Source organism: Variovorax sp. CCNWLW225, from assembly GCF_037204045.1.
GTDB lineage: Bacteria > Pseudomonadota > Gammaproteobacteria > Burkholderiales > Burkholderiaceae_C > Variovorax.
In genome coordinates this window covers 199716-224982 of the sequence record NZ_JBBCBV010000002.1, presented here as the reverse complement: position 1 = coordinate 224982, position 25267 = coordinate 199716, and the positions used below count along the sequence as shown (strand labels likewise).

The following is a 25267-nucleotide window of genomic DNA, read 5'->3' as shown; positions in this document are numbered from 1 at the left end:
GGGCAGCGGCGCCATGCAGACTTCCGTGATCATCGTGCCCGGCTGGCGCGACTCCGGGCCCGGCCATTGGCAGAGCCTGTGGCAGGAGCGCATTCCGGGCGCGGCACGGGTGGTGCAGGACGACTGGGCTTCGCCCAAGCGCGAGGCCTGGGTGTCCACGCTGGCCAGGCTGGTGCTCGAAAGCCCCGGCCCGGTGGTGATTGCCGCTCACAGCCTGGGCTGCATTGCGACGGCGCACCTGCCGGCCGAAGCGGCCGCGCGGGTCCGGGGGGCGCTCCTGGTGGCGCCGGCAGACCCCGAGCGCCGGGCCGTGCTGTCCGACTTTGCGCCGGTTCCGTATGCGGCGCTGCCGTACCGCAGCATCGTGGTGGCAAGCAGCAACGACCCGTATTGCCCGATCCGCCTGGCTGGCGCATATTCCCGCGCCTGGGGCAGTGAGTTTGTTCGCATGCAGAATGCGGGCCATATCAACATCGATTCGGGGCATGGAGACTGGCCGCTCGGCCTGGCCTTGCTCCAATCGTTGACCGACGAGCCCGCCGCATGGCCGGCGGGCCGTGAATTTTCAGAAACCTTGGCAACTTCATGACTTCCAGACTCAAGACCTTCGTCGCCGTGCTCGCGTTGGCGTCTTCCGCATTCGCAGGCAGCAGCGCCTTTGCCCAGAGCACCACGTTGCTGAACGCCTCGTACGACGTGGCGCGCGAGTTCTACAAGGACTACAACGCGGCGTTCGTGGCCCACTACAAGAAGACCACCGGCAAGGACGTGAAGATCGATCAGTCGCATGGCGGTTCCAGCGCCCAGGCGCGCGCCGTGGCTGACGGCCTCGATGCCGATGTGGTGACCATGAACACATCCACCGACATCGACTTTCTGGCCAACACCGGCGTGGTCGCTAAAGACTGGAACAAGCAATTCCCCGAGAACGCATCGCCGACCACCTCGACCATGCTGTTCCTGGTGCGCAACGGCAACCCCAAGGGCATCAAGGACTGGGAAGACCTGGTCAAGCCGGGCGTGCAGGTCGTCATCGTCAACCCCAAGACCGGCGGCAACGGGCGCTATGCCTACCTTGCGGCCTGGGGCTACGTGAAGAAGAAGGGCGGCACCGACGCCCAGGCAGCCGAGTTCGTGGGCAAGCTGTTCAAGAACGTGCCGGTGCTGGCACGCGGCGGCCGCGACGCGACCACCGCTTTCCTGCAGCGCAACATCGGCGATGCGCTGATCACCTTCGAATCCGAAGTGGTGTCGATCGACCGCGAGTTCGGCACGGGCAAGGTCGATTCGGTCTACCCGTCGATCAGCATCGTGGCCGAGAACCCGGTGGCGCTGGTCGAGCGCACGACCAAGAAGAAGGGCACCGGCGAACTCGCCAAGGCCTACCTCGACTGGCTCTATTCCGAAGAAGCTCAGGAAATTGCGGCCAAGCATGCGCTGCGCCCGCGTTCGCCGGCTGTGCTCAAGAAGCACGCCGCCACGTTCAAGCCGCTGCAGCTCTTCACCGTGCAGGAACTGTTCGGCAGCCTTGGCGATGCACAGAAGGTGCACTTCAACGACGGCGGCCAGTTCGACAAGCTCTACACGCCCGGCGCAAAGTAAATGAGCGGCGCTGTTTCTTCGGCGCTCCCGTCCGCGGGAGCGCCGCTTTCGCATGTGAACCGGGCAGGGGGCTCCAGGCGGGTGCTGCCGGGCTTTCACATCACGCTCGGCTTTTCGATCTTCTATCTGTGCCTGATCGTCCTGATCCCGCTGTCCGCGCTGGTCTTCAAGACCTTCACGCTGAGCTGGGAGCAGTTCTGGGTGGCCGTGACCGCGCCGCGCGTGATGGCCTCTTACCGGCTCACGTTCGGCGCATCGCTGCTTGCAGCCATGGTGAATGCGGTGTTCGGCCTGCTGGTGGCCTGGGTGCTGGTGCGCTACAAGTTTCCGGGCAAGCGCATCGTCGATGCGCTCGTCGACTTGCCGTTTGCGTTGCCCACGGCGGTGGCCGGCATCTCGCTGACCGCGCTGCTCGCGGGCAACGGCTGGATCGGCCAGCTGCTCGAGCCGCACGGCGTCAAGCTGGCGTTCACGCCGGCGGGCATCGTGATTGCGCTGATCTTCATCGGGCTGCCCTTTGTGGTGCGCACCGTGCAGCCGGTGCTCGAAGACGCCGAGAAAGAGCTTGAAGAAGCAGCCACCTCGCTCGGTGCAACGCGCCTGCAGACCTTCACCAAGGTGATCTTCCCGTCGATTGCGCCTGCACTGCTTACCGGCTTTGCAATGGCTTTTGCGCGCGCCATCGGCGAATACGGCTCGGTGATTTTCATCGCCGGCAACATGCCGATGATTTCGGAAATCACGCCGCTCATCATCATCGGCAAGCTGGAGCAATATGACTTCGCCGGCGCAACCGCGGTCGCACTCGTGATGCTGGTGATTTCGTTCATCCTGCTGCTCGTCATCAACGGCTTGCAAGCCTGGCAGCGCCGCCGCGCAGGAGCTTGAGATGAGCGCCCCTTCCAAAATCATTCGCCGCGCGCAGGCCGGCACCACCGAATCGCCCTGGGTGCGCTGGCTGTTGATCGGCCTTGCGCTCGCATTCATGTTCCTGTTTCTGGTGCTGCCCTTGGCGGCCGTGGCGACCGAGGCCTTGCGCAAGGGCGTGGGCGCCTATGTCGAGGCACTGAAAGAGCCCGACGCCTGGAGCGCGATTCGACTTACGCTGATCACGGCCGCCATTTCGGTGCCGCTGAACCTGGTGTTCGGCGTGGCTGCGGCGTGGGCCATTGCCAAGTTCGAATTCCGCGGCAAGGCCTTTCTGACCACGCTGGTCGACCTGCCGTTTGCGGTGTCTCCGGTAGTGGCGGGCCTGATCTACGTGCTGGTGTTCGGCGCGCAGGGCTGGCTGGGCCCATGGCTCGCGGAACACGACATCAAAATCATCTTCGCGGTGCCCGGCATCGTGCTCGCGACGGTGTTCGTGACCTTTCCGTTCATTGCGCGCGAACTCGTGCCGCTGATGCAGGCGCAAGGCACCGACGAAGAGCAGGCCGCCATCGTGCTGGGCGCGACCGGATGGCAGACCTTCTGGCGCGTGACCTTGCCCAACATCAAGTGGGGCCTGCTGTACGGCGTGATTCTTTGCAACGCACGCGCCATGGGCGAGTTCGGCGCGGTGTCGGTGGTGTCCGGCCACATCCGCGGGCAGACCAACACCATGCCGCTGCATGTGGAAGTGCTCTACAACGAGTACCAATCGGTGGCGGCTTTTGCCGTGGCCTCGCTGCTGGCCATCCTGGCGCTGGTCACGCTGGTGATCAAGTCCGTCATCGAATGGCGCCACGAGCGTGAAATGAAGGCGATTGCCGAGTTGCCGCCGGAACGTCCGCCCGAGCCCACGGCGGCCTGAGAGAGAAAGAACAAGATCATGAGCATCGAAATCCGCAACATCAGCAAGCAGTTCGGCGACTTCCGGGCGTTGAACAACGTGAACCTCGACGTCGAATCGGGCGAGCTCGTCGCACTGCTCGGCCCGTCGGGCTGCGGCAAGACCACGCTGCTGCGCATCATCGCGGGGCTGGAAACGGCCGACACCGGCAGCATTCTGTTTTCGGGCGAAGACACCACCGACGTGCATGTGCGCGAGCGGCAGGTGGGCTTCGTGTTTCAGCACTACGCGCTGTTCCGCCACATGACGGTGTTTGAGAACGTGGCCTTCGGCCTGCGCGTGAAGCCGCGCAAGGAGCGCCCGAGCGAAACGCAGATCAAGCAGAAGGTGACCGACCTGCTCAAGCTGGTGCAGCTCGACTGGCTGGCCGACCGCTATCCCTCGCAACTCTCGGGCGGCCAGCGGCAGCGCATTGCATTGGCGCGTGCGTTGGCAGTGGAGCCCAAGGTGCTGCTGCTCGACGAACCCTTTGGCGCGCTCGACGCCAAGGTGCGCAAGGAGCTGCGCCGCTGGCTGCGCCGGCTGCACGACGAGCTGCACGTCACGTCGATCTTCGTCACGCACGACCAGGAAGAAGCGCTCGAAGTGGCCGACCGCGTGGTGGTCATCAACAAGGGCCGCATCGAGCAGGTCGGTTCGCCGCAAGAGGTGTGGGACCAGCCCGCAAGCCCCTTCGTCTATGGTTTTCTGGGCGACGTGAACCTGTTCCACGGCCGGGCCGACAACGGCGCGGTGCAGCTGGACGGCATGCGGCTCGACTCCCCGGAGCACAGCGGCGCGCGCGACGCCAAGGCCATGGCCTACGTGCGCCCGCATGACCTCACCGTGGAGCGCTACACCGCCGGCGCCACCGGCATCGTGGCCACCTTGTCGCGCGCCATCGTGGTCGGCCCGATCGCGCGGCTGGAACTTGAGCCCACAGAAACGAATCCAGATAATCCGGGCTCCGGAACCATCATCGAAGCGCAAATCCCTGCGCAACAGTTCCGTGAACTGGGCTTGAACGAGGGCGACACAGTGGTCGCCACGCCGCGCAAGGCCCGGGTGTTCGTAGAAGAAGATTGGGTTTCCCCTTGATCGATTGGTACTTCGGCGCGCCGCGCCGCGCGTATGGGCTGATCTGCCTGGCCTGCGTTCTCATGCTGGCCTTCGGGCTCTATCTGCAGCACGTGGTGGGCCTGGAGCCTTGCCCGATGTGCATCGTGCAGCGGTATGCCTTGGTGTTGGTGGCGCTCTTCACCGGGCTGGCCGCCGTGTTCCGCAGCCGCGGCCTTCAGGTGACGGGCGGGGTGCTGGCACTGGTGTCGGCCATCGGCGGCGCCTACACGGCCGCCGCGCAGAGCTGGCTGCAGTGGTATCCGCCCGAGGTCGTGTCGTGCGGACGCGACCTGTATGGGATGATCGAGACCTTTCCGCTCAAGCGGGCGCTGCCGATGATCTTTCGTGGCGGCGGCGATTGCTCGAAGATCGACTGGTCACTGTTCGGCCTGACGCTGGCGAACTGGTCGTTCGTCGCCTTCTTCGTTCTTGCGGTTCTGCTGCTTGTGCTGATTTTCCGCAAGCGCCCCGTAGCGCGTTGAACCAGTCGCTTAAAGCGGCAAGGTGTCGAAGGCCGCGTAGGCGGTCGCAAGCCACGACTTCACGCGTTGGCGCTCCAGCAAGCCGAGCGCGTGCGGCCCTTCGCGGTCATTCACCGCCTTCCAGAAGCTGGTGTTCTGCGCATCGATCTTGCGCATGCTGGCCTCGTGCAGGCGCGGCAGCGTGATGACGCGGGCGCCGTTCGCCGTAGCCTTCGAGAGCGACTGCGACGCGAGCAGCATGCCGAAGTCGCTGCCGCGGCCATAGTTCTGCACCACGATGTAGTTGGGCCGGTTGCCGAAGGTGTCGATCAGCGTGCCGAGCAGGTCGGTGGAGTCCTTGCCGTCGTCCAGCACATGCCAGAAGTTGACGGCCACGCCCAGTTCGACGAACACGTCGAACAGATCCGATTCCTTGATCCAGCGCGATAGCGGCGCCAGTGTCTGGGCGGCCAAGTCGACGATGACGCTTTGCTGCGGATTGGTTTCGAAACCGTTCACCACGGTGTCGAGCCCCTCGAAGCTGTCGACCACGATGGGCGACGCAAAGCCTTCGTAGAAGCGGGTGAAAGAGCTGTGCGAGCGGTCGGTGTCAAAGCCCGTGAAAGGCCGGCTGTGGTCGATGAAGTACTGCGCCAGCACGCGCGCCGTAACCGACTTGCCGACACCGCCTTTTTCGCCGCCGATGAAATTGATGGAGCTCATGAGTTGCTGCTGCCTCGAATGGGTTGAGGAGTGAAGGGCTGAATCATTCTAGGGGGCGCGTTTTCTTTTCTTTTTCTCATTTGCCGCGCTTCGCCATCCCTTGCAGCAAGGGATGTGCCTGCAAGCGCTGCTGCAGCCGCTTTTTCCACGGCGCGGGAAGCGTCGATGCATCGATCATTGCGGGCCATTGGCTGCGCGCGAGCCGCGCGGTGTCTGCAATGACGCGTCGGACCATCGGCTCGTGCAGCCCGGTCGAGAAGCAGAAGGCGCGTATGTTGGCGGGCGTGAACAATGCCGTGCGTTTGGGTGCGGCACCTCCGCCCGCCGCTGGCAGAAGAGGCAAGGCATGGCCGTCGACGCCTTGGAGCGCGGCATACGCCACGATGTCGTAGGCCGGGGCCAGCCGCGGCGCGATGCCGTCGGGGTAGATCACGCCGAAATTCTTCAGGTGTGCATCGGGGTTGCCGAGCAGGTCGTTCACCGCCAAGCGCCGAACGAGTTCGAGGACGGCTTCTTCGCCCATCGAAGGAAAGGCGCGCATGGCAAGCGCCATGTCGAGGTAGCTGGCGCTGTACTTGTGCATCGGGTCGACCGCAAGCACCTGCGCAAAGTCTTCGAAATGAATGCGGCGCGCGCCCTCGCGGTCGAAGCGGGTGACCGCAAGAAAATCCGGCTCGTCGGGCAGCGCATAACTGTGCTCGGCCGCAATGGCGGAGAGCGGTGCCAGTTCGGCATGGCAGACCTCGATGCCGGCCGCGCCCGCCATTTGGAGCGAAAGCATTTCGAGCTGCGGCATGTGCGGCCGGCCGGCCATGGGCAACTTTGCGATTACGCGCGTGCTGGCACCGGCACGCGTGCGGGCCACGTAGCGGCCGCCCTGGCGGCGCAGGCCGAGCTTGGGCTGCACACCCGACACCGAAATGCCTTGGGGCATGGGCAGTTCGACCACGGACATCTCGAGCGCGTCCTGGTCCTGGGTGATGAGCCGCTGCAGCGTGCCGCGGTCCACCGAAACCGGCCGGGCGCTCACCGCGCCGGGAAGGTCGCCGCCGCAAGCCGCGAGGAGCTCGAAATGGTCGTTCTCGCGGCAGCCACGCAACTGCGCGATATGGCTGCGCAGAACGCCCTCGGGCAAGAGGTTCTGAAAAAAGCGCGGAAGCTGTCCACCCTGTGCGTTGAAGAGCGGGTTCTTCACGTCGCTCCACAGTGCCGCCTGGGTGGCCGGATCGCTTGCCACCATCGAAAGCGACAGCACTTCAGCCGGCGGAGCAGCCACCAGTTCGGGCTCTGCCACGAAGCGGCACAGGTCGGCGTATTGAAAGAGCTTGCCGAAGCGCCGCGACCCTAGCGAGATTTCGAGGATCTTGACGTTCATGGCGAACGGCGCCGCTTGTTGGCGTACGGCGGCGGGGAGGGCGCCTGCGCGATGGCGTGGCCCACGCGGGTGGCAACCGGGCGGTAGCCGTCATCGGGGGCCGTGCTCTCGCCGAAGCCCTTGGGTGCAAGCTGCAGTTCGAGGCCGATGGCGTCGACCAGCGCCAGCAGCGACGACAGCTGCGGATTGCCCTTGAGGCTCAGCGCGTTTCGAACCGAGCGCTCGGTCAGGCCGGAGCGTTCCGCGATTTCCGCGTTGGAGAGACCCGCGGCATCGCGGCGGGCAGTGAGAGCAGTGATGAGTTCCTGTTTGATCACGGAAACATATTACCGCAAACCGCTGTTTGGGAAATATATTTCCGGGACGTGCCCATTGCCCTATCTGGGAATCAAGGTGAAGAAGGGCATGACGACGCCCATGATCCAGTTCTGCCCGAAGTCGAGCGCGGCGCGGCGGTATTTTTCGTCGGCCTGGGCGGCCAGCAGGTCGAGCCGCGCCACCACTTTCGACAACTCGCGGTCGGCCACGAGGTTGCGGCCGCGCTCGCTGATTTCGGTGGCCAGCAGCAGGGGCTGGCCGTCCGGGCCGGTTTTCGACGAGATCAGCCAGAGCGATATTTCGAAATTGCGCGCGGCGCGGTAGCTGTTCTCGGCGTTCACGCCGTCCAGCATGGTCTGGTCCCAGGTGTCGCCATTGGCTTGCTTGAGCATGGATGCCCAGCCAACGACCAATGCCGCAACCCGGTCGCCCTGGTAACCCTGCGGACTGGTGTCGAAAGCCAGGCGGATGGCATCGATGCCGGTGGCGCCGCGCAACTCGGGCAGGGCGGGGCCCGTCAGCACCGCGTCCCAGGCGCGCTGGGCGGCCGCTTCGATGCTCGCCGCCGATTTGCGCCACTCGCGGGGATTGCGCCGGTACAGCGTGGTTTGCACGCGCCGGATCGATTGCAGGTTGTCTCGCAAGGAAAGGTTGGCAATGCGGTTGGCGCTCGATTGCAACCATTCCTGGTTGGCATAAGGTTCGGCGCGCTCGGTGGAACGGGTGGCCGCGCAACCGCCAAGGCCCAGCAGTGCAACTGCGCCAGCTAGCAGGTAGCCGCGGCGCGCGGTGAAGGGTGAAACCAGGGAATCGCTCATGCCCTGACGTTATCATCCACAGCTGGGGCGGCGGCCTGCTTCAAGCGGCAGGCCCGTGCAATTTTCCTTACAAATCAATACCTTGGCGCTATGCCAAGGCAGGCCGACAAGTCGTGCGTCTCAATTCCATCAAGCTTTCAGGCTTCAAGTCGTTCGCCGAACCGACCAACTTCCTGCTGCCAGGCCAACTGGTCGGCGTTGTCGGGCCCAACGGTTGCGGCAAGTCGAACATCATGGATGCGGTGCGCTGGGTGCTGGGCGAGTCGCGCGCGTCGGAGCTGCGCGGCGAGTCGATGCAGGACGTGATCTTCAACGGCACGACCACGCGCAAGCAGGCCAGCCGCTCGAGCGTGGAACTGGTGTTCGACAACGCCGACCACCGTGCGGGCGGCCAATGGAACCAGTTCGGCGAAATTGCCGTGCGGCGCGTGCTCACGCGCGACGGCACCAGCAGCTACTACATCAACAACCAGCCGGTGCGCCGCCGCGACGTGCAGGACGTGTTCCTGGGCACGGGCCTCGGCCCGCGTGCCTACGCCATCATCGGGCAGGGCACGATCAGCCGGATCATCGAGTCCAAGCCCGAAGAACTGCGCCTGTTCCTGGAAGAAGCGGCGGGTGTTTCCAAGTACAAGGAACGCCGGCGCGAAACCGAGAACCGTCTGGGCGACACGCGCGAGAACCTCACGCGGGTCGAAGACATTCTTCGCGAACTGAACGCGAACCTCGAAAAGCTGGAGAAGCAGGCCGAGGTGGCCGCGCGCTACAACACGCTGCAGGGCGAAGCCACCAAGAAGCAGCACCAGCTGTGGTTCCTGAAGCGCAGCGAAAGCGACGCAGACCAGGCCAAGATCAAGGCCGACTCCGAAAAGGCGATCAACGACCTGGAGTCGCGCACGGCCGACCTGCGCCGCATCGAATCCGAACTCGAAACCGTGCGCCAGGCCCACTATGCGGCCGGAGACCAGGTAAACCAGGCCCAGGGCAAGCTCTACGAAGCCAGCGCCGAAGTCGGTCGCCTCGAAGGCGAGATCCGCTTCGTGGTCGAAGGCCGCCAGCGCGTGGAGCAGCGGCTCGTTCAGTTGCGCGAGCAAATGGGCCAATGGGGCCGCCGCCGTGAAGAGGCCGAGGCCGAAATCGAAACGCTCGCAGGCCAGGGCGTCGATGCCGAAGAGCAAGCCGTCATGCTGGCCGCGCAGCTCGAAGAGCACGACGCGCGCATGCCCGAGCTGGAAGAAGCGCAGCAGCGCGCGCAGGACGAGGCCAATGCGCAGCGAGCCGCGGTCGTGCAGATCCAGCAGCAGATCCAGGTGCTGGCCGCCGACCAGCGCAACATCGAAGACCAAAGCCGGCAGCTCACGCAGCGCGGCGAACGCCTGCGCGCCGATCAGAACGCACTGGCCGCGCCGGACGAAGCCCGCCTGCAGTCCATGCAGGAAGAGCATGCCGCTGCGCAGGAAGCCGCGAGCGAAGCCGAAGCCCGTCTGCATGAGTTGCAGGAATCGGTGCCGCAGCTCGACGACGACCGCCGGGCAAAGCAGCAGGCCGTCAATACCGAGAGCGGCCGGCATGCCGAGCTCTCGGCACGGCTCGAAGCGCTGCGTGCCCTTCAGGAAAAGGTCAAGACAGACGGCAAGCTGGCGCCCTGGCTCGCCAAGCACGGGCTCGAAGGCATGCAAGGCCTTTGGAGCCGCATTCACATCGAGCAGGGTTGGGAAAACGCGCTCGAAGCTGCGCTGCGCGAGCGCCTGGGTGCGCTCGAAGTCAGCCGGCTCGACATGGTGCGCGCCTTCGGCAGCGACGCGCCGCCCGCCAAGCTGGCGTTCTACAGCCCGCCCGAGGCCGGAGTGCCGGAAGGTGCCGGCACGCTGCCTCGGCTGTCGAGCCTGCTGCGCCTGAACGATGCGGGCCTGCAAGCCTTGCTGACCGACTGGCTCCACGGCTGCTACACGGCCCAGAGTTTCGAAGAAGCGCTTGCCCAGCGCGCTACGCTGAAGCCGGGCGAAGTCATCTATGTGCAAAGCGGCCACGCCGTGTTCTCGCACAGCGTGAACTTCTACGCCCCCGATTCCGAGCAGGCCGGCCTGTTGGCGCGCCAGCAGGAAATGGAAAACCTCGAGCGCCAGCTGCGCGCCCAAACGCTCATCAGCGAAGAGGCGCGCACGGCCTTGGTCCGTGCCGAAGCCGCCTACGCCGATGCCGCGCAGCGCCTTGTGACGGCGCGCCGCGAAGCGGCGGATACACAATCCCGCGCGCATGAATTGCAGGTCGAGACGCTGCGCATGACGCAGCTGGCCGAGCAGACGCGCGCGCGCAGCGAGCAACTGGCTGCCGACCTCGCCGAGGTCGATGCGCAGCTCGAGGAGCTGCAGGAAAAGCGCATGGCCGCCGAAGGCCGCTTCGAAGAACTCGACATGCAGCTCGCCGACAGCCAGGAGCGCCACGCCCAGCTCGACGAGCGCGTGATCGAAGCCGGCCGTGCATTGGCGGCCAGCCGCGAACAGCACCGCAGCCTGGAGCGGCAGGCGCAGGAAGCGACTTTCTCGCAGCGCACGCTCGAAGCCCGCCGCGGTGAGCTGAGCCGGGCCATCGAAACTGCATCGCAGCAGGTGGTGGCCCTTACCGACGAAGACGAGCGCGCCAGGACCGAACTCGGCCGCTTGTCCGATGCAGCAGCCCAAGCCGGGCTGCAGGACGCGTTGGCGCTCAAGCTCGAGCGCGAAGGCGCCCTGGGGGCCGCGCGCAGCCAGTACGACGACCTCACGCTGAAGCTGCGCGCCAGCGACGAGCGCCGCCTGCAGCTCGAACGCGAGCTCGATCCGCTGCGCCAGCGCATCACCGAATTCCAGCTCAAGGAACAGGCCGCACGCCTGGGTGTCGAGCAGTACCAGCAGTTGCTGGACGACGCCGGTGCCGATCTCGAAGCGGTCGCCCAGTCGATCGAAACCGACAAGGTGCGCCTCACGGGCCTGCAAAGCGAAATCGACCGCCTGAACCGCGAAGTGGTCGCATTGGGCGCGGTCAATCTGGCAGCGCTGGACGAACTTGCGATTGCCAGCGAGCGCAAGACCTTCCTCGATGCGCAGTCGGCCGACCTGAACGAAGCCATCGGCACCCTCGAAGACGCCATCCGCAAGATCGACGGCGAAACGCGCGAGCTTCTTGGCGGCACCTTCAAGATCGTCAACGAACACTTCAGCCGCATGTTCCCCGAGCTCTTCGGCGGCGGAAACGCAAGGCTGATGATGACGGGCGACGAAATCCTGGATTCGGGCGTGCAGGTGATGGCACAGCCGCCGGGCAAGAAGAACCAGACCATCCATTTGCTCTCGGGCGGCGAAAAAGCGCTCACGGCCATTGCACTGGTGTTTGCGATCTTCCAGCTCAACCCCGCGCCTTTCTGTCTGCTCGACGAGGTGGACGCGCCGCTGGACGACGCGAACACCGAACGCTATGCCAAACTCGTGACCGCCATGAGCCGCGAAACCCAGTTCCTCTTCATCAGCCACAACAAAATCGCCATGGAAATGGCCGAGCAGCTGATCGGCGTAACCATGCAGGAACAGGGCGTGTCCCGCATCGTTGCGGTCGACATGGAATCGGCCGTCTCGATGGTCGAAGCTGCTTAAGCCGAGCAGCGCGCATGAGCAATCTCACTCTCGCCCTGGCCATCCTCGGCGGCCTCGTTCTCGCGGCCGTCGTGGCCTACAACACCGTCACTTCGCGCCGCAATGCGCCGCGGCAGCCCGACGCCGCGGCCGATGACTTTTCCGATGCGGACCGTGCGACGCCCTCCGCGGCTGATGGCGTGGAGCCGATGTTGCACATCGACCCGCACCAGATGCCGCCGGGCCAGGAGCGGCACGAGCCCTTGTTCGACCCTGACCTGCCAGCGCCCGGCGCCAGCCCCTTGCCAACGGCCGAGCGTCGCGGCGGGCTCGATCCGCTCATCGACGTGATCGCACCGGTGTCGCTGGATGGCCTTGCATCGGGCGATGCGGCCATCGCGGCCATGCCGCCCACCCGCCGAGCGGGCAGCAAGCCAGTTGCCATCGAAGGCCTGAACGAGCACACCGGCCAATGGGAACCGCCGGTTGCGGGCCAGCGCTACAGCGCCTTCCAGGTTGGCGTGCAGTTGGCCAACCGCACCGGCGCGCTCAACGAAATCGAGTATTCCGAATTCGTAGTGAAGGCGCAGGCCTTTGCCGATGCCGTCAACGGCGCGCTCGAGTTTCCCGAGATGCTCGACGAAGTGGCCCGCGCACGCGAGCTCGATCAATTCGCCAGCGCGCACGACGCGCAACTGGGCTTTGTGCTGCGCGCGCTGCACGCGGCCTGGAGCCCCGGCTATGTGCAGCAGAACGCGGCCAGGCTCGGGTTTGTGGCGGGCATCATTCCCGGCCGCATGGTGCTGCCGACCAGCGAAGTCGGGCTGCCGCCGATCCTCGGGCTGTCGTTCGACACGCAGGCCGCCCTGGCCGACGATCCGGCGCAGTCGGCGATCCGCGAGCTCAGCCTGAGCCTGGACGTGCCGCAGGTCGACCGCGCCGAGCAGCCGTTCCGCCGCATGCGCGAGGCCGCCGCCACGCTGGCGCGCGAGATGGACGGCGTGGTGACCGACAGCGATGGGCAACTGCTGCGCGAGGAAACCATGGACGTGATCGGCGCTGACCTCGAGCAGCTCTACGACACGCTCGAGTCGCGCGATCTGGCCGCCGGTTCGCCTTTGGCGCGGCGCCTCTTCAGCTGATCCGATTTCTTCGGGAGACACCCATGACAACGCGCGACGAAGCGGCACGCGAAGCCGCCGCACTGAGCGAACTGCTCCACAAGCACGCCCACCTTTATTACGTGCTCGACGCGCCCGAACTGCCCGACGCCGAGTACGACAAGCTGTTCCAGCGGCTGCAGGCCATCGAGGCCGAGTTTCCCGACCTGCGCACGCCCGATTCGCCCACGCAGCGCGTTGGCGGCAAGGTGCTCGACGGTTTCGTGAAGGTGCGCCACAAGGTGCCGATGCTGTCGATTCGCACCGAGACCGACATCACGCCCGGCGGCGCCAGTGCTTTCGATGCGCGGGTGCGCAGGGAGCTGGGCCTGGCTGAAGACGGGCCTCAGGTCGAATACGTCTGCGAACTCAAGTTCGACGGCCTGGCCATGAACCTGCGCTACGAGAACGGCGTGCTGGTGCAGGCCGCAACGCGCGGCGACGGCGAAGTGGGAGAAGAGGTTACGCAGAACATCCGCACGGTACGCGAGATCCCGCTGCGGCTCACTGGCAAGGCGCCGCCCGTGGTCGAAGTCCGCGGCGAGGTTTACATGAAGCGCGCCGACTTCGACGCGCTGAATGAGCGCCAGCGAGAGAAGATTGCGGCCGGCCAAAAGAACGAGAAGCTGTTCGTCAATCCGCGCAACGCGGCGGCCGGCGCGGTGCGGCAGCACGATCCGGCCATTACTGCGGCGCGCCCGCTGAGCTTTTTTGCCTATGGTCTCGGCGAGGTCACGCCGGCCAGCGAGGGCGGTCCGGATTTTCCGACCCAGTTCGACTGGCTGCAGCAGTTCGACGCATGGGGTTTTCCGGTGGCCAAGCAGACGGCGCGTGCGAGGGGGGCGATCGAGTTGATCGCGTTCCACGAGAACATCGGCCGTCAGCGCGATGCCTTGCCCTACGACATCGACGGCGTCGTCTACAAGGTCGACAGCCTGGAGCTGCAGCGGCAGCTCGGCTTCGTCTCGCGCGAGCCGCGCTGGGCCGTGGCGCACAAGTACCCTGCGCAGGAACAACTCACCGAGGTGCTCGGCATCGAAGTGCAGGTGGGCCGCACCGGCAAGCTGACGCCGGTGGCCAAGCTCGCACCCGTGTTCGTCGGCGGTGTGACCGTGACCAACGCCACGCTGCACAACGAGGACGAGGCACGCCGCAAGGACGTGCGAGTGGGCGACCAGGTCATCGTGCGTCGCGCGGGCGACGTGATTCCCGAAGTGGTCGGCGTGGTGCCCGAGAGCCTGGCCAAGCCCGAGGGCGAGCGCGGCCTGTTGTTCACCATGCCGCGCCAGTGCCCGGTGTGCGGATCGGAAGCGCTGCGCGAAGAGGGCGAAGTCGACTACCGCTGCACAGGCGGCCTGTTCTGCGCCGCCCAGCGCAAGGAAGCCATCCTGCACTTTGCGGCGCGCCGCGCGGTCGATATCGACGGGCTCGGCGACAAGCTGGTCGAGCAATTGGTCGATGCCAACCTGATCCGCACCTTGCCCGACCTGTACAGGCTTGGCTTCACCACCTTGGCCGGGCTGGACCGCATGGCGGAGAAGTCGGCCAAGAACCTCGTCGACGCGCTCGAAGCATCGAAGAAAACCACGCTGCCGCGCTTCCTGTTCGGGCTGGGTATCCGGCATGTGGGCGAAAGCACTGCGAAGGACCTGGCCAAACATTTCGGCAAGCTCGACGCGATCATGGATGCGACCGAAGAACAGTTGCTCGAGGTCAACGACGTCGGCCCGGTGGTGGCGCAAAGCCTGCGCACCTTCTTCGATCAGCCGCACAACCGCGAGGTGGTCGAGCAGCTGCGGGCCTGCGGCCTGACGTGGGAAGAGGGCGAACCTGCCGCCCGCGCGCCCAAGCCGCTGGCGGGGCTGACCTTCGTCATCACCGGCACCCTTCCTACGCTCAGCAGGGACGAAGCAAAGGACAAACTGGAATCAGCCGGTGCCAAGGTGGCCGGCTCCGTCAGCAAGAAAACCAACTACCTGGTTGCGGGCGAGGAGGCCGGCAGCAAGCTGGACAAGGCCCGCGAGCTCGGCGTGAACGTGATCGACGAGGCGGGTATGCTGGAGATACTCGCCAACGGCGTGCCGGGTTGAGAGCTTGGAGGTTCGGCGTTCTTACGGCTGGTTACGTGACTTCACACCAGCGCAGTCAACAGGGACTACAAGCTGGCGTTGAAGACAAAAGGCTGACAAGGAGTCCCTTATGCAGAAAATTCATGTTCTCGGTACCTGCGTCGCCATCGGCGGCATCGCGCTGCTCGGCGGCTGCGTTGCGGTGCCCGGCGATCCTTACTACAACGGGGGCTACTCGCAGCCGTATTACGACAGCCCGGTGGTCGTTCAGCCGGCGCCCGTCTACATTGAAGGCGGCGCCTACTACGAAGGCCGTCGTCCTTACTACGGTGGGCGGCCCTATTACGGTGACCGGCCCTACTACGGGCGGCCAGGTTATCCGGCTGTGCGGCCGGGCTACCCGGTGGGACGTCCGGGCTGGGGCGGCGGCGGTGGACGGCCGCCCGGTGGTGGCGCGATCGTGCCGCCGACCGGCAATACAGGCGTTTCGCCATTGCCGCAGTACCGCTCGCCACCGCCGAACGCTCGTCAACGGCTGTACACGTCGCCCGACTCCAAGAATCAAACGCCTCCCTGATCGGAGCGTGGCGGGCCACTGAGCCTTGGCGCACGGCTGTCGCGATAATCCCGCCATGGCCATTCGCGAAATCCTGAAAATGGGCGATCCCCGGCTGCTGCGCGTTGCGCAGCCGGTGACCGCTTTCGACACCGACGAACTGCACCTTCTGGTGCGCGACATGTTCGAGACGATGATTGCGGTCAACGGTGCCGGGCTGGCCGCACCGCAGATCGGCGTCGACCAGCAGCTGGTCATTTTCGGCACAGACGTCTTCAACCCACGCTACCCTGATGCACCCCCGGTGCCTCGCACCGTGCTGCTTAATCCCGTCATCACGCCGATCGGCGACGAGGAAGAAGAGGGCTGGGAAGGGTGTCTTTCGGTGCCGGGCCTTCGCGGCGTGGTGCCGCGCTTTTCGAGCATCCGCTATACCGGCTTCGATCCGTATGGTGATCCGATCGACCGGACCGTGAGCGGTTTTCATGCGCGCGTGGTGCAGCACGAGGTCGATCATTTGCTTGGCAAGCTCTACCCGATGCGGGTACGCGACTTTTCGCGCTTCGGCTACACCGACGTTTTATTTCCCGGGCTTGACGCCAACGACGACGACTGAAAAAAGCGGCCGGTTCATCACCGGCCGCATGCGTTCAGTTGTACTTGCCGCCCAGGCCGAAGCGGCCGCCGCCGAACAGCGCGACGGCAATTGCCGAGAACAGGAACATACCCTGCAGTTCCAGCGCCCAGCCGCCTTGCCCATTGAGCGCGCCCAGGTCCTTCTGGTGAACCAGCCAGATCGCCACCACCATGTTGATGGCAACGATCAGCGCTGCCGGGCGGGTGAACAGGCCCACGATAAGCAGCACGGGCGCGAGGATTTCACCCACGTAGACCAGGTATGCCATGGCCGCCGGCAGCCCGTGGGATGCCAGCATGCCGCCGATGCCGTCGACCCCCTTGCCGACCTTCGCGATGCCGTGCAACAGAATGAGGATGCCGAGTGCAACGCGCAGAACGAGCTTGCCGGTGTCATCGGATTTGGTCATGAGCAGATTCCTGGTGAGAGTGATTGAAGGGCCATATGTTAGTGAATGTGCCACGGGCAGGAAAAGCCCGGAGCAGCTCGCGATGCGGCATATGCATTCAACCGACCGTTCTTTGGCAGAGTAGCGTGCTGCCCCGTACACTGCCTTTTGCTTGTTTGTTGAGGAGAACACACCAATGAAGAGTCGATTCCGTCCCGCGCTGGCCGTTGCCGCATCCATCGTTGCTTTTGCGGCCGCCGCGCCGGCCTTCGCCGGTAAAACGCTCGATGCCGTCAAGCAGCGCGGCACCGTGAAATGCGGCGTGACCAACGGCGTGGCCGGCTTTTCCGCGCCCGATACGCAGGGCAACTGGTCGGGCCTGGACGTGGACACCTGCCGCGCCATTGCCGCCGCCGTGCTGGGCGATGCGAAGAAAGTCGACTTTGTGCCGCTCAACTCGCAGCAGCGCTTTTCGGCCCTGCAGGCCGGCGAAATCGACATTCTTGCGCGCAACACCACGTGGACGCTTACGCGCGATGCTTCGCTAGGCTTCAATTTCACCACCATCACCTATTACGACGGCCAAGGCTTCTTGGTGCCGAAGAAGCTCAAGGTGACCAGCGCCAAGCAGCTCAAGAACGCGACCATCTGCACGCAGTCGGGCACCACCAACGAGAAGAACGTGTCGGACTACTTCCGCGCCCAGAACATTCCGGTCAAGACGGTGGTGTTCGAAAGCTTCGAGGCTTCGTTCAAGGCATTTTTCTCGGGCCGCTGCCAGGCTTTCACCACCGACGCCTCGGCGCTCGCGGGGCTGCGCAACAAGGAGGCACCCAACCCCGACGACTACATCATCCTGCCCGAGCTCATTTCCAAGGAACCGCTCGCGCCGCTGGTGCGCCGCGGCGACGACGAATGGTTTGCCATTGCCAAGTGGGTGCCCAACGCGCTCATCGAGGCCGAGGAATTCGGCGTCACGCAGGCCAATGCCGACGATCTGAAGGCCAACAGCAAGGACCCGGCGCAACAGCGCCTGGTCGGCACCGGCGAAGACCTGGGCAAGCTGCTGGGCCTCGACAAGGACTGGTCGTTCCGCGCCATCAAGGCCGTGGGTAACTACGGCGAAATGTTCGAGCGCAACGTCGGACCGAAATCTGTGCTCAAGCTGCCGCGCGGATCGAACAATCTCTGGAACAAGGGCGGCCTGATCTACGCACCACCGGTTCGATGAGCCGGCAAGCCTCGCGCCGCGGCGCCTGGCTGGCCTGGATCGTCCAGGCGCTGCTGGTGCTGGCCGTGCTGGCCGGCGCCGTCTGGGTGATGAACCACGCGCTTGACGTACTGCGCTCGCGCGGGGTGCGGTCGGGGTTCGACTTTCTCACCGAGCCGGCGGGCTTTTCCATCAGCGAAGGCTGGCTCGACTTCGATGCCAGCCAGCCGTTCTGGCGCGCCTTCCTTGCTGGGTTGATCAACACCGTGCGGGCGGCGGTGCCCGCGGCCGTCTTCGCGGTCGTGCTCGGCACCTTGATCGGCATCGGCCGGCTCGCGCCGCACGTACTCTTGCGCGGCATTTGCACGGCGTATGTCGAAGTGCTGCGCAATGTGCCGCTGCTGGTGCAACTGCTGATGCTGGCCTTTGCCATGGCCAACCTCTTGCCCGACCCGACCGAGCCGGTGCGTTTGTTGCCGGGGGTGTGGCTCAGCAAGGGCGGTTTGAGCGTGCCCTGGCCTGTGTCGGGCGAGGGCGGCTGGTGGCCGATGCACTTCGAATGGCCCGAGAAGGGCGACTTTGGCGTGAGCGGCGGTGCGGCGCTGAGCCCTGAGTACGTGACCATCGTCGCGGGCCTGTCGTTTTACTCGGCGGCTTTCGTGGCGGAAATCGTGCGCGCCGGCATTCTTTCGGTGTCGCAGGGGCAGGTGCTGGCCGGGCAGGCGCTCGGCCTTACGACGGTGCAGCAGCTGCGCATCGTGATCCTGCCGCAGGCGCTGCGCGTGATCGTGCCTTCGCTCACCAACCAGCTGCTCAGCCTCACCAAGAATTCGTCGCTCGCGGTCGCCGTGGGCTACCCCGAACTGGTGTCGGTAGCCAACACCACCATCGGCTCGAACGGGCGCGCTTTCGAGTGCATCGCGATCATCATGGCGGTGTACCTGCTGCTGTCGCTGCTTATCTCCTTCGGCATGAACCGCTACAACGCAAGGGTTGCGCTCAGGGGCTGGCAATGAGAAACGTCGCCCAAGGCCCCATTGCCTGGCGCAGCGAGCTCTGGGGTTCGCCGCTGCGGGCCCTGGCCACGATGTTGCTTCTTGCGCTGCTTGCGTGGGGCGGCTTCCATGCCGTCGAATGGGGTGTGCTGAACGCGGTGTTCCGGCCCGACGCCGAAGCCTGCCGGGCGGTACAGCACGGCGCCTGCTGGGGTGTGGTGGCCGAGAAGTGGCGGCCGATGCTGTTCGGCCGCTTTCCCTATGAAGAGCAGTGGCGTCCTGCCATTGCCGTGGTCGTGTTGTCGGCCGTCACGGTGCTCAGCGCCTGGCCACGCAGCTGGCGCTGGTGGCTGGTGCCGCTCTGGATCGTGGCGCTGCTTCTGTTCGTGCTGCTGATGCGCGGCGGCGTGGCTGGCCTGGTCCATGTGCCGACCAGCCGCTGGGGCGGCTTGCCGCTCACCATCGGCCTTGCGGTGGTGGGCCTGGCGCTGGCCTTTCCGCTGGCACTGTTGCTTGCCCTGGGGCGACGCTCGGGCTGGCCCGTGGTTCGCACGCTGAGCGCGAGCTACATCGAGCTGGTTCGCGGCGTGCCGCTGATCTCGGTGCTGTTCATGGCCTCTTTCCTTCTGCCGCTGCTGTGGCCCGCCGGGTGGCAGCCCGATGTGCTGGTGCGCGTGCTGGCCGGCCTGACGCTTTTCGTCGCGGCCTATCTGGCCGAAATCATTCGCGGCGGCCTGCAGGCCGTGCCGCGCGGGCAGACCGAAGTCGCCATGGCGCTCGGCTTCGGGCGCTGGCCGGTGCAGCGCGACATCGTGCTGCCGCAGGCGCTGCGGCTCGTGGTGCCCGCATTGACCAACAGCGTGGTCGGTACGCTGAAAGACACATCGCTGGTCACGGTGGTCGGCCTGTTCGAATTGACCGGCGCGCTGGGCTTGGCGTTGGGCGGCGACCCGACCTGGCGGCCGTTCTACCTTGAGGGCTACTTGTTCATCGCCGCGGTGTACTGGGTGCTGTGCTTCGGCCTCTCGCGCTACAGCGTGTGGCTGGAGCGGCGGCTGGGGGAGGGCGCGCGCTGAAGCAGCCGTGCCCGGTTTTCCATCAGCCTGCTGAAAGCGCCTTGTCCACCAGCTGCTGCGCTTCCTCCAGGATGCGCCCAAGGTGCTCGGCACCGAGAAAGCTCTCGCCGTAGATCTTGTAGATGTTCTCGGTGCCCGAGGGCCGCGCGGCGAACCAGCCGTTTTCCGTGACCACCTTCACGCCGCCGATGGCCGCTCCGTTGCCGGGCGCATGGCTCAGCACGTTCTGGATCTTCTCGCCCGCGAGCTCCGTCGACAGCACCTGCTGCGGCGACAGGCTTGAGAGTTTCTTCTTCTGCTCGACGGTGGCAGCGGCATCCACGCGGTTGGACACCGGCTTGCCTAGCGCTTCGGCCAGTTCGGCAAAACGCTCGCCGGGGTCGCGGCCCGTGCGTGCGGCAATCTCCGCCGAGAGCAAGGCGGGGACCATGCCGTCTTTGTCAGTGGTCCATACCGTGCCGTCGCGCCGCAGGAAGGTGGCGCCCGCGCTTTCTTCGCCGCCGAACCCCAGCGACGAATCCACCAGCCCTTCGACAAACCACTTGAAGCCCACCGGCACCTCGTACAGCTTGCGCCCCAGGTTCGCGGCCACGCGGTCGATCATCTGGCTGCTGACCACCGTCTTGCCGATGGCCGCATGTGCGGCCCATTGCGGGCGGTGCGTGAAGAGGTAGTCGACCATCACGGCCAGGTAGTTGTTCGGCGGCAGCAGCCCTGCACTGCGCGTGACGACGCCGTGCCGGTCGTGGTCGGTATCGCACGCAAAGGCAATGCCGAAGCGGTCCTTGAGGCCGATGAGCTGGTGCATGGCATCTGGCGACGACGGGTCCATGCGGATGCGGCCGTCCCAGTCGAGCGACATGAAGCGGAAGGTCGGATCGACCTCCTGGCTGAGCACGGTGAGCCGGTCGAGCTTGTAGCGCTCGGCAATCGCGGGCCAGTAGCGCACGCCGGCGCCGCCCAGCGGATCGACGCCCAGGTCGATCGGCACGCCGCGAATCGCGTCCATGTCGAGCACCTGCGCCAGGTCTTCCACATAGGTGTTCAGGTAGTCGTGACGGTGCGTGGTCGAGGCGCGCAGGGCCTGCGCGAGCGGCAGGCGCTTCACGCCCTGAAGGCCGGCGGCAAGATAGCCATTGGCCGTGGCTTCCACGGCAGAGGTGATGTCGGTGCCGGCCGGCCCGCCGTTGGGCGGGTTGTACTTGAAGCCGCCGCTTTCGGGCGGGTTGTGCGAAGGCGTGATCACGATGCCGTCGGCCAGCCCGGTCGTGCGGCCGCGGTTGTAGACGAGGATGGCGTGCGAGACGGCGGGTGTCGGCGTGTATTCGTCGTCCTTCGACAGCATCAGCTCCACGCCGTTGGCTGCCAGCACTTCCACCGCGCTGTTGAAAGCGGGCGTGGAGAGCGCATGCGTGTCGATGCCCAAAAACAGCGGGCCGTCGATGCCTTTCTGCTTGCGGTAGTCGGCAATGGCCTGGCTCATTGCCAGCACATGCCACTCATTGAAAGCGTCGTCGAAGGAGGAGCCGCGGTGGCCCGATGTTCCAAAGGCCACGCGCTGGGCGGGCACCGAAGGATCCGGCCGGCCCGTGTAATAGGCCGAGATGAGGCGCGGAACGTTGACGAGCAGGTCCAGCGGTGCGGGCTGGCCCGCAAGAGGGTTGGTCTTTTGGCTCATGTCGAGTGTTGCCGTTCGAGTTGAATCAAGTCGGCAACATCATGCCGCAGGATGCGCCTGCGAACGAAACAAGCGGAAAGCAAGCGGCTCAGGAGGCCAGCGCCTCCATCAGCTCCGTCTCGATGGCCAGTTGCGTCTTCTGTCCCTGCAGCTCGGGTCCGCTGATAAGGAAGGTGTCTTCCACGCGCTCGCCGAGCGTCGTGACCTTGGCGAGCTGCAGGTTCAGGTGGTGCCGCGCGAGCACGCGCGCCACCGAATACAGCAGCCCCGCGCGGTCGCTGGCCGAGATGTTGAGCAGCCAGCGCTGCGCCTTGTCGTCGGGCAGCAGGCTGATGCGCGGCTTGATGGGAAAGCTGCGCACCCGGCGCGACACCCGGCCCACGCTGGGCGGGGGCAGGGGGCCGGCCTCTGTGAGCGTTTGAGCAAGGCCCAGCTCGACCATGCTGATGAGATCGCGGTAGTGGTCGGGCAGGAAAGTAGTTACAACCTGGAAGGTGTCGAGGCCGTAGCCGTTGCTGGTGGTGTGTACTTTCGCGTCAAGAATGCTGAACGACGACTGGTCGAAATAGCCGCAGATGCGCGCGAAGAGATCGGGCTGGTCGGGCGTGTACACCACCACCTGCAGTCCTTCGCCGACGGGCGAAAGGCGCGCCCGCACGATGGGCGGTGCCTTGGGGTCCACCGGCACATTGGGCGGCGGCACAAAGCGCGAAAGCTGCTTGGCGTGCCAGGCGATCTCGCTGGCCTCGTGGCGCATGAAGTAGCCGACGTCGAGCGTGTCCCACAGCGCCTTGTGCGCTTCGAAGCGCTGCGCATGCAACGCAAGCTGCACCAGCGCCTCGCGCTTGCGTGATTCCACCTCGGCATCCGGGTCGGGCATGCGGCCACCGAGGGCGCGCAGGGTGTAGCGGTAAAGGTCTTCGAGCAGCTTGCCCTTCCAGGCATTCCACACGCGTGGCGATGTGCCGCGGATATCGGCAATGGTGAGCAGGTAGAGCGCCGTGAGATAGCGCTCGTTGCCCACGCGCTTGGCAAACGCGCCAATCACTTCCGGGTCGCTCAGGTCCTGCTTTTGCGCCACCTGGCTCATCACCAGGTGTTCGGCCACGAGGAATTCGATGAGCTTGGCGTCTTCGCGCGCAATGCCATGCTGCTTGCAGAAGCGTTGCACGTCGCGCGCGCCGAGCGTCGAGTGGTCGCCGCCGCGGCCCTTGGCAATGTCGTGGAACAGTGCGGCCACGTAAAGAATCCACGGCTTGTCCCAGCCGGCCGCAAGCTGCGAGCAGAACGGATATTCGTGCGCGTGCTCGGCAATGAAGAAGCGCCGCACGTTGCGCAGCACCATCAGGATGTGCTGGTCCACCGTGTACACGTGGAAAAGGTCGTGCTGCATCTGCCCCACGATGCTGCGGAACACCCGCAGGTACCGCCCCAGCACCGAGGTCTGGTTCATGAGCCTGAACGCATGCGTGATGCCGTACGGCTGCAGCAGGATGCGCATGAAGGTCTCGTGATTCGCCGGGTCGTTCCGGAACTTGCTGTCCATGACATGGCGCGCGTTGTAGAGCGCGCGCAGCGTGCGTGCCGACAGGCCCTTCACGCCGATGGTCTTCTGGTAGAGCAGGAAGGTCTCGAGAATGGCGCGCGGCTCGCGCTCGTAAAGGTCGTCGCTCGCAATTTCGATAAGGCCGGCGCGTTCGTAGAAGCGCTCGTTGATCGGCGTGTGCTGTTCGTCGCTGGGCTGCAGCCGCTCCGAGATGTTGAGCAGCAAGATCTGGTTGAGCTGCGTGACCGCCTTGGCCGCCCAGTAGTAGCGCCGCATCAGCGCTTCGCTCGACTTGCGCTGCGATTCACTCTCGTAGCCGAAGCTCGCGGCCACGGCCGTCTGCAGGTCGAACACCAGCCGGTCTTCGCGTCGATTGGCAATCACGTGCAGCCGTGCGCGAATCAGCGAAAGCAACGCTTCGTTGCGCTTGATCTGCTGCGCCTCGAACGGCGTGGCCAGGCCGTTCTTTGCAAGGTCATCCCAACGGCTGCCGTAGCCGGCGGCCTTGGTCATCCAGAGAATGGTTTGCAGGTCGCGCAGGCCGCCCGGCGATTCCTTGCAGTTGGGTTCTAGCGCGTAGGGCGTGTTGTCGAACTTCTGGTGGCGGTGCCGCATTTCCTGCGACTTGGCGACGAAGAAGGCCTGCGGATCGATGGCGCGGGTAAAGCGGCGGCGAAAGGCGACAAAGAGCTTCTTGTTGCCCGCAATCAGCCGTGCCTCGAGCAGCGAGGTCTGCACGGTGACGTCTTTTTCTGCCTCGGCCAGGCACTCTTCGAGCGTGCGCACGCTCGAGCCGATTTCAAGCCCCGCGTCCCAGCAATGCCCGATGAAGGCTTCGATGCGTGCCGGATCGATTTCGCTGGCGTGCCCTTCGGGCGGCAGCAGCAGGAGCACGTCGACATCGGAATACGGGAACAACTCGCCGCGGCCGAAGCCGCCCACGGCCGCCAGGGTGAGCGAGTCGCCGAAATCGGCCTCCCGCCAAAGCGCGCACAAGGTCTGGTCGGCCAGCGCGGACAACTGCCGCAGCACCGTGTGCACGCTGCGCGTGGGCGCGCGTGCAAACCGCAAGGTTTCGAAGAGTGCGAGCTTCTTTGCGCGATAGGCTTCGCGCAGCGTTGCCACGTCGATCTTGGCTGGTTCGATCACGGCTTTGTCCGGGGCCGTGCGCCGCTCGCGCGGCTCACGTTTTCGTTGAGGTGACGAAGGAGGGCAGGGGCGGGCTGCCTTCGGACAGCGTGAGCACCTCGTAGCCCGTTTCGGTGACCAGCACCGTGTGCTCCCATTGCGCCGAGAGCGAATGGTCGCGCGTGACGATGGTCCAGCCGTCGTACTGGCCGCCCTTGAAGTCTTCCTTCACGTCGCGCTTGCCGGCGTTGATCATCGGCTCGATGGTGAAGATCATGCCGGGCTTGAGTTCTTCGAGCGTGCCCGGGCGGCCGTAGTGCAGCACCTGCGGTTCTTCGTGAAAGCGCTGGCCCACGCCGTGGCCGCAGAATTCGCGCACGACGGAAAAACCGTGGCCTTCGGCAAATTTCTGGATTGCGTAGCCGATGTCGCCCAGGTGGGCGCCCGGGCGCACTTGCAAAATGCCGTGCCACATGGCTTCGAAGGTGATGCTGCACAGCCGCTTGGCCGCAATGGAGGCGTCGCCGATGATGTACATGCGGCTGTTGTCGCCAAACCAGCCGTCCTTCACCACCGTGACGTCGATGTTCATGATGTCGCCCTTCTTCAAGGGCTTGTCATTCGGGATGCCGTGGCAAACCACGTGGTTGACCGAGGTGCAGAGAGACTTCGGAAAGGGCACGCTGCTGGCGCCCATGTAGCCCACCGTGGCCGAGGTGGTGCCCTGCTTGACCATGTATTCGGCGGCGAGCCGGTCGATTTCGTTCGTGGTGATGCCCGGCTTGATGAACGGCGTGAGGTAGTCCAGCACCTCGGAGGCCAGGCGGCAGGCGACGCGCATGGCTGCGATGCCCGCTGCGTCTTTGTAGGTAATGCTCATCCCGGAATTATCCCATTCAGCAAGCTAAAATTCCGGGTTAACGCGGATGACCCCAGTCAGCGGTCTTCCGCCTCGATTCTTTGATTCCCAACGCGGCCCCAAGGCCCCAT

The 25267-nt window shown here is 65.3% G+C and carries 22 protein-coding genes; 14 read left to right on the top strand and 8 right to left on the bottom strand.

The window, feature by feature from the left end:
• Positions 1-13: 13 nt before the first annotated feature.
• Genes V9L20_RS05655 through V9L20_RS05630 form a run of 6 tightly spaced genes read left to right on the top strand, consistent with a single transcriptional unit; the run spans position 14 to position 5013 of the window.
• Positions 14-589, top strand: coding sequence for an RBBP9/YdeN family alpha/beta hydrolase (locus V9L20_RS05655; protein WP_337295839.1), 576 nt, complete (start codon positions 14-16; stop codon positions 587-589).
• Positions 586-1602, top strand: coding sequence for a sulfate ABC transporter substrate-binding protein (locus V9L20_RS05650; protein WP_337295838.1), 1017 nt, complete (start codon positions 586-588; stop codon positions 1600-1602). The genes V9L20_RS05655 and V9L20_RS05650 overlap by 4 nt, the downstream gene beginning before the upstream one ends.
• Positions 1603-2490, top strand: coding sequence for a sulfate ABC transporter permease subunit CysT (cysT, locus tag V9L20_RS05645; protein WP_337295837.1), 888 nt, complete (start codon positions 1603-1605; stop codon positions 2488-2490).
• Position 2491: 1 nt separating this feature from the next.
• The gene (gene cysW / locus V9L20_RS05640; protein ID WP_337295836.1) at positions 2492-3394 is read left to right on the top strand and encodes a sulfate ABC transporter permease subunit CysW; all 903 of its coding nucleotides are present in this window, start codon (positions 2492-2494) and stop codon (positions 3392-3394) included.
• Between the two features lie 18 nt (positions 3395-3412).
• Positions 3413-4510, top strand: a complete 1098-nt coding sequence (locus V9L20_RS05635) for a sulfate/molybdate ABC transporter ATP-binding protein (protein WP_337295835.1) — start codon at positions 3413-3415, stop codon at positions 4508-4510.
• The gene (locus tag V9L20_RS05630; protein WP_258506062.1) at positions 4507-5013 is read left to right on the top strand and encodes a disulfide bond formation protein B; all 507 of its coding nucleotides are present in this window, start codon (positions 4507-4509) and stop codon (positions 5011-5013) included. The genes V9L20_RS05635 and V9L20_RS05630 overlap by 4 nt, the downstream gene beginning before the upstream one ends.
• Positions 5014-5022: 9 nt before the next feature.
• Here the strand turns inward: V9L20_RS05630 and V9L20_RS05625 are convergent, their stop codons facing one another.
• The 4 genes from V9L20_RS05625 to V9L20_RS05610 form a co-directional block, all read right to left on the bottom strand.
• Positions 5023-5715, bottom strand: a complete 693-nt coding sequence (locus V9L20_RS05625) for a mobilization protein (protein ID WP_126746403.1) — start codon at positions 5713-5715, stop codon at positions 5023-5025.
• A 76-nt stretch (positions 5716-5791) separates the two neighbouring features.
• A complete protein-coding gene (locus tag V9L20_RS05620) occupies positions 5792-7090 on the bottom strand; it encodes a type II toxin-antitoxin system HipA family toxin (protein ID WP_337295834.1) in 1299 nt (432 codons plus the stop codon).
• Positions 7087-7407 (bottom strand): helix-turn-helix domain-containing protein, encoded by a 321-nt coding sequence (locus tag V9L20_RS05615; protein ID WP_337295833.1) that lies wholly within the window; start codon positions 7405-7407, stop codon positions 7087-7089. The genes V9L20_RS05620 and V9L20_RS05615 overlap by 4 nt, the downstream gene beginning before the upstream one ends.
• A gap of 60 nt (positions 7408-7467) precedes the next feature.
• Positions 7468-8226 carry a hypothetical protein gene (locus tag V9L20_RS05610; protein WP_337295832.1) on the bottom strand — a complete coding sequence of 253 codons (759 nt, stop codon included), beginning with the start codon at positions 8224-8226 and terminating at the stop codon, positions 7468-7470.
• A gap of 113 nt (positions 8227-8339) precedes the next feature.
• Here V9L20_RS05610 and smc point away from each other — a divergent pair, with 113 nt between their 5' ends.
• The 5 genes from smc to def all read left to right on the top strand — a co-directional run bounded on the left by smc (position 8340) and on the right by def (position 16235).
• Positions 8340-11855 carry a chromosome segregation protein SMC gene (gene smc / locus V9L20_RS05605; protein ID WP_337295831.1) on the top strand — a complete coding sequence of 1172 codons (3516 nt, stop codon included), beginning with the start codon at positions 8340-8342 and terminating at the stop codon, positions 11853-11855.
• A 14-nt stretch (positions 11856-11869) separates the two neighbouring features.
• The gene (locus V9L20_RS05600; RefSeq protein ID WP_337295830.1) at positions 11870-12976 is read left to right on the top strand and encodes a cell division protein ZipA C-terminal FtsZ-binding domain-containing protein; all 1107 of its coding nucleotides are present in this window, start codon (positions 11870-11872) and stop codon (positions 12974-12976) included.
• Between the two features lie 23 nt (positions 12977-12999).
• Positions 13000-15084: an NAD-dependent DNA ligase LigA gene (gene ligA, locus V9L20_RS05595; RefSeq protein ID WP_337295829.1), complete on the top strand. Its 2085-nt coding sequence runs from the start codon at positions 13000-13002 to the stop codon at positions 15082-15084.
• Between the two features lie 109 nt (positions 15085-15193).
• Positions 15194-15640, top strand: a complete 447-nt coding sequence (locus V9L20_RS05590) for a hypothetical protein (protein WP_337295828.1) — start codon at positions 15194-15196, stop codon at positions 15638-15640.
• Between the two features lie 55 nt (positions 15641-15695).
• Positions 15696-16235, top strand: coding sequence for a peptide deformylase (gene def / locus V9L20_RS05585; protein ID WP_337295827.1), 540 nt, complete (start codon positions 15696-15698; stop codon positions 16233-16235).
• Between the two features lie 34 nt (positions 16236-16269).
• On the opposite strand, the gene V9L20_RS05580 is transcribed toward def, so the two are convergent.
• The gene (locus tag V9L20_RS05580) at positions 16270-16665 is read right to left on the bottom strand and encodes a DoxX family protein (protein WP_258506072.1); all 396 of its coding nucleotides are present in this window, start codon (positions 16663-16665) and stop codon (positions 16270-16272) included.
• A 175-nt stretch (positions 16666-16840) separates the two neighbouring features.
• Here V9L20_RS05580 and V9L20_RS05575 point away from each other — a divergent pair, with 175 nt between their 5' ends.
• The 3 genes from V9L20_RS05575 to V9L20_RS05565 are packed head-to-tail and all read left to right on the top strand — an operon-like array spanning position 16841 to position 19925.
• Positions 16841-17875: an amino acid ABC transporter substrate-binding protein gene (locus V9L20_RS05575; RefSeq protein ID WP_258506073.1), complete on the top strand. Its 1035-nt coding sequence runs from the start codon at positions 16841-16843 to the stop codon at positions 17873-17875.
• Positions 17872-18870 carry an amino acid ABC transporter permease gene (locus V9L20_RS05570; RefSeq protein ID WP_337295826.1) on the top strand — a complete coding sequence of 333 codons (999 nt, stop codon included), beginning with the start codon at positions 17872-17874 and terminating at the stop codon, positions 18868-18870. Before V9L20_RS05575 ends, V9L20_RS05570 begins: the two co-directional genes overlap by 4 nt.
• The gene (locus V9L20_RS05565) at positions 18867-19925 is read left to right on the top strand and encodes an amino acid ABC transporter permease (protein WP_337295825.1); all 1059 of its coding nucleotides are present in this window, start codon (positions 18867-18869) and stop codon (positions 19923-19925) included. Before V9L20_RS05570 ends, V9L20_RS05565 begins: the two co-directional genes overlap by 4 nt.
• 22 nt (positions 19926-19947) lie before the next feature.
• Here the strand turns inward: V9L20_RS05565 and pgm are convergent, their stop codons facing one another.
• The 3 genes from pgm to map form a co-directional block, all read right to left on the bottom strand.
• The gene (gene pgm, locus V9L20_RS05560) at positions 19948-21603 is read right to left on the bottom strand and encodes a phosphoglucomutase (alpha-D-glucose-1,6-bisphosphate-dependent) (RefSeq protein WP_337295824.1); all 1656 of its coding nucleotides are present in this window, start codon (positions 21601-21603) and stop codon (positions 19948-19950) included.
• Positions 21604-21691: 88 nt separating this feature from the next.
• Complete coding sequence (locus V9L20_RS05555) at positions 21692-24298, bottom strand: [protein-PII] uridylyltransferase (RefSeq protein ID WP_337295823.1); 2607 nt, start codon at positions 24296-24298, stop codon at positions 21692-21694.
• A 34-nt stretch (positions 24299-24332) separates the two neighbouring features.
• The gene (map, locus tag V9L20_RS05550; RefSeq protein WP_337295822.1) at positions 24333-25157 is read right to left on the bottom strand and encodes a type I methionyl aminopeptidase; all 825 of its coding nucleotides are present in this window, start codon (positions 25155-25157) and stop codon (positions 24333-24335) included.
• Positions 25158-25267 lie beyond the last annotated feature (110 nt).

Coding starts and splice junctions, on each gene's coding strand:
- V9L20_RS05655 (WP_337295839.1), top strand. CDS start 14: ATGCAGACTTCCGTGATCATCGTGCCCGGCTGGCGCGACTCCGGGCCC.
- V9L20_RS05650 (WP_337295838.1), top strand. CDS start 586: ATGACTTCCAGACTCAAGACCTTCGTCGCCGTGCTCGCGTTGGCGTCT.
- cysT (WP_337295837.1), top strand. CDS start 1,603: ATGAGCGGCGCTGTTTCTTCGGCGCTCCCGTCCGCGGGAGCGCCGCTT.
- cysW (WP_337295836.1), top strand. CDS start 2,492: ATGAGCGCCCCTTCCAAAATCATTCGCCGCGCGCAGGCCGGCACCACC.
- V9L20_RS05635 (WP_337295835.1), top strand. CDS start 3,413: ATGAGCATCGAAATCCGCAACATCAGCAAGCAGTTCGGCGACTTCCGG.
- V9L20_RS05625 (WP_126746403.1), bottom strand. CDS start 5,715: ATGAGCTCCATCAATTTCATCGGCGGCGAAAAAGGCGGTGTCGGCAAG.
- V9L20_RS05620 (WP_337295834.1), bottom strand. CDS start 7,090: ATGAACGTCAAGATCCTCGAAATCTCGCTAGGGTCGCGGCGCTTCGGC.
- V9L20_RS05610 (WP_337295832.1), bottom strand. CDS start 8,226: ATGAGCGATTCCCTGGTTTCACCCTTCACCGCGCGCCGCGGCTACCTG.
- V9L20_RS05600 (WP_337295830.1), top strand. CDS start 11,870: ATGAGCAATCTCACTCTCGCCCTGGCCATCCTCGGCGGCCTCGTTCTC.
- ligA (WP_337295829.1), top strand. CDS start 13,000: ATGACAACGCGCGACGAAGCGGCACGCGAAGCCGCCGCACTGAGCGAA.
- V9L20_RS05590 (WP_337295828.1), top strand. CDS start 15,194: ATGCAGAAAATTCATGTTCTCGGTACCTGCGTCGCCATCGGCGGCATC.
- def (WP_337295827.1), top strand. CDS start 15,696: ATGGCCATTCGCGAAATCCTGAAAATGGGCGATCCCCGGCTGCTGCGC.
- V9L20_RS05580 (WP_258506072.1), bottom strand. CDS start 16,665: ATGACCAAATCCGATGACACCGGCAAGCTCGTTCTGCGCGTTGCACTC.
- V9L20_RS05575 (WP_258506073.1), top strand. CDS start 16,841: ATGAAGAGTCGATTCCGTCCCGCGCTGGCCGTTGCCGCATCCATCGTT.
- V9L20_RS05570 (WP_337295826.1), top strand. CDS start 17,872: ATGAGCCGGCAAGCCTCGCGCCGCGGCGCCTGGCTGGCCTGGATCGTC.
- V9L20_RS05565 (WP_337295825.1), top strand. CDS start 18,867: ATGAGAAACGTCGCCCAAGGCCCCATTGCCTGGCGCAGCGAGCTCTGG.
- pgm (WP_337295824.1), bottom strand. CDS start 21,603: ATGAGCCAAAAGACCAACCCTCTTGCGGGCCAGCCCGCACCGCTGGAC.
- map (WP_337295822.1), bottom strand. CDS start 25,157: ATGAGCATTACCTACAAAGACGCAGCGGGCATCGCAGCCATGCGCGTC.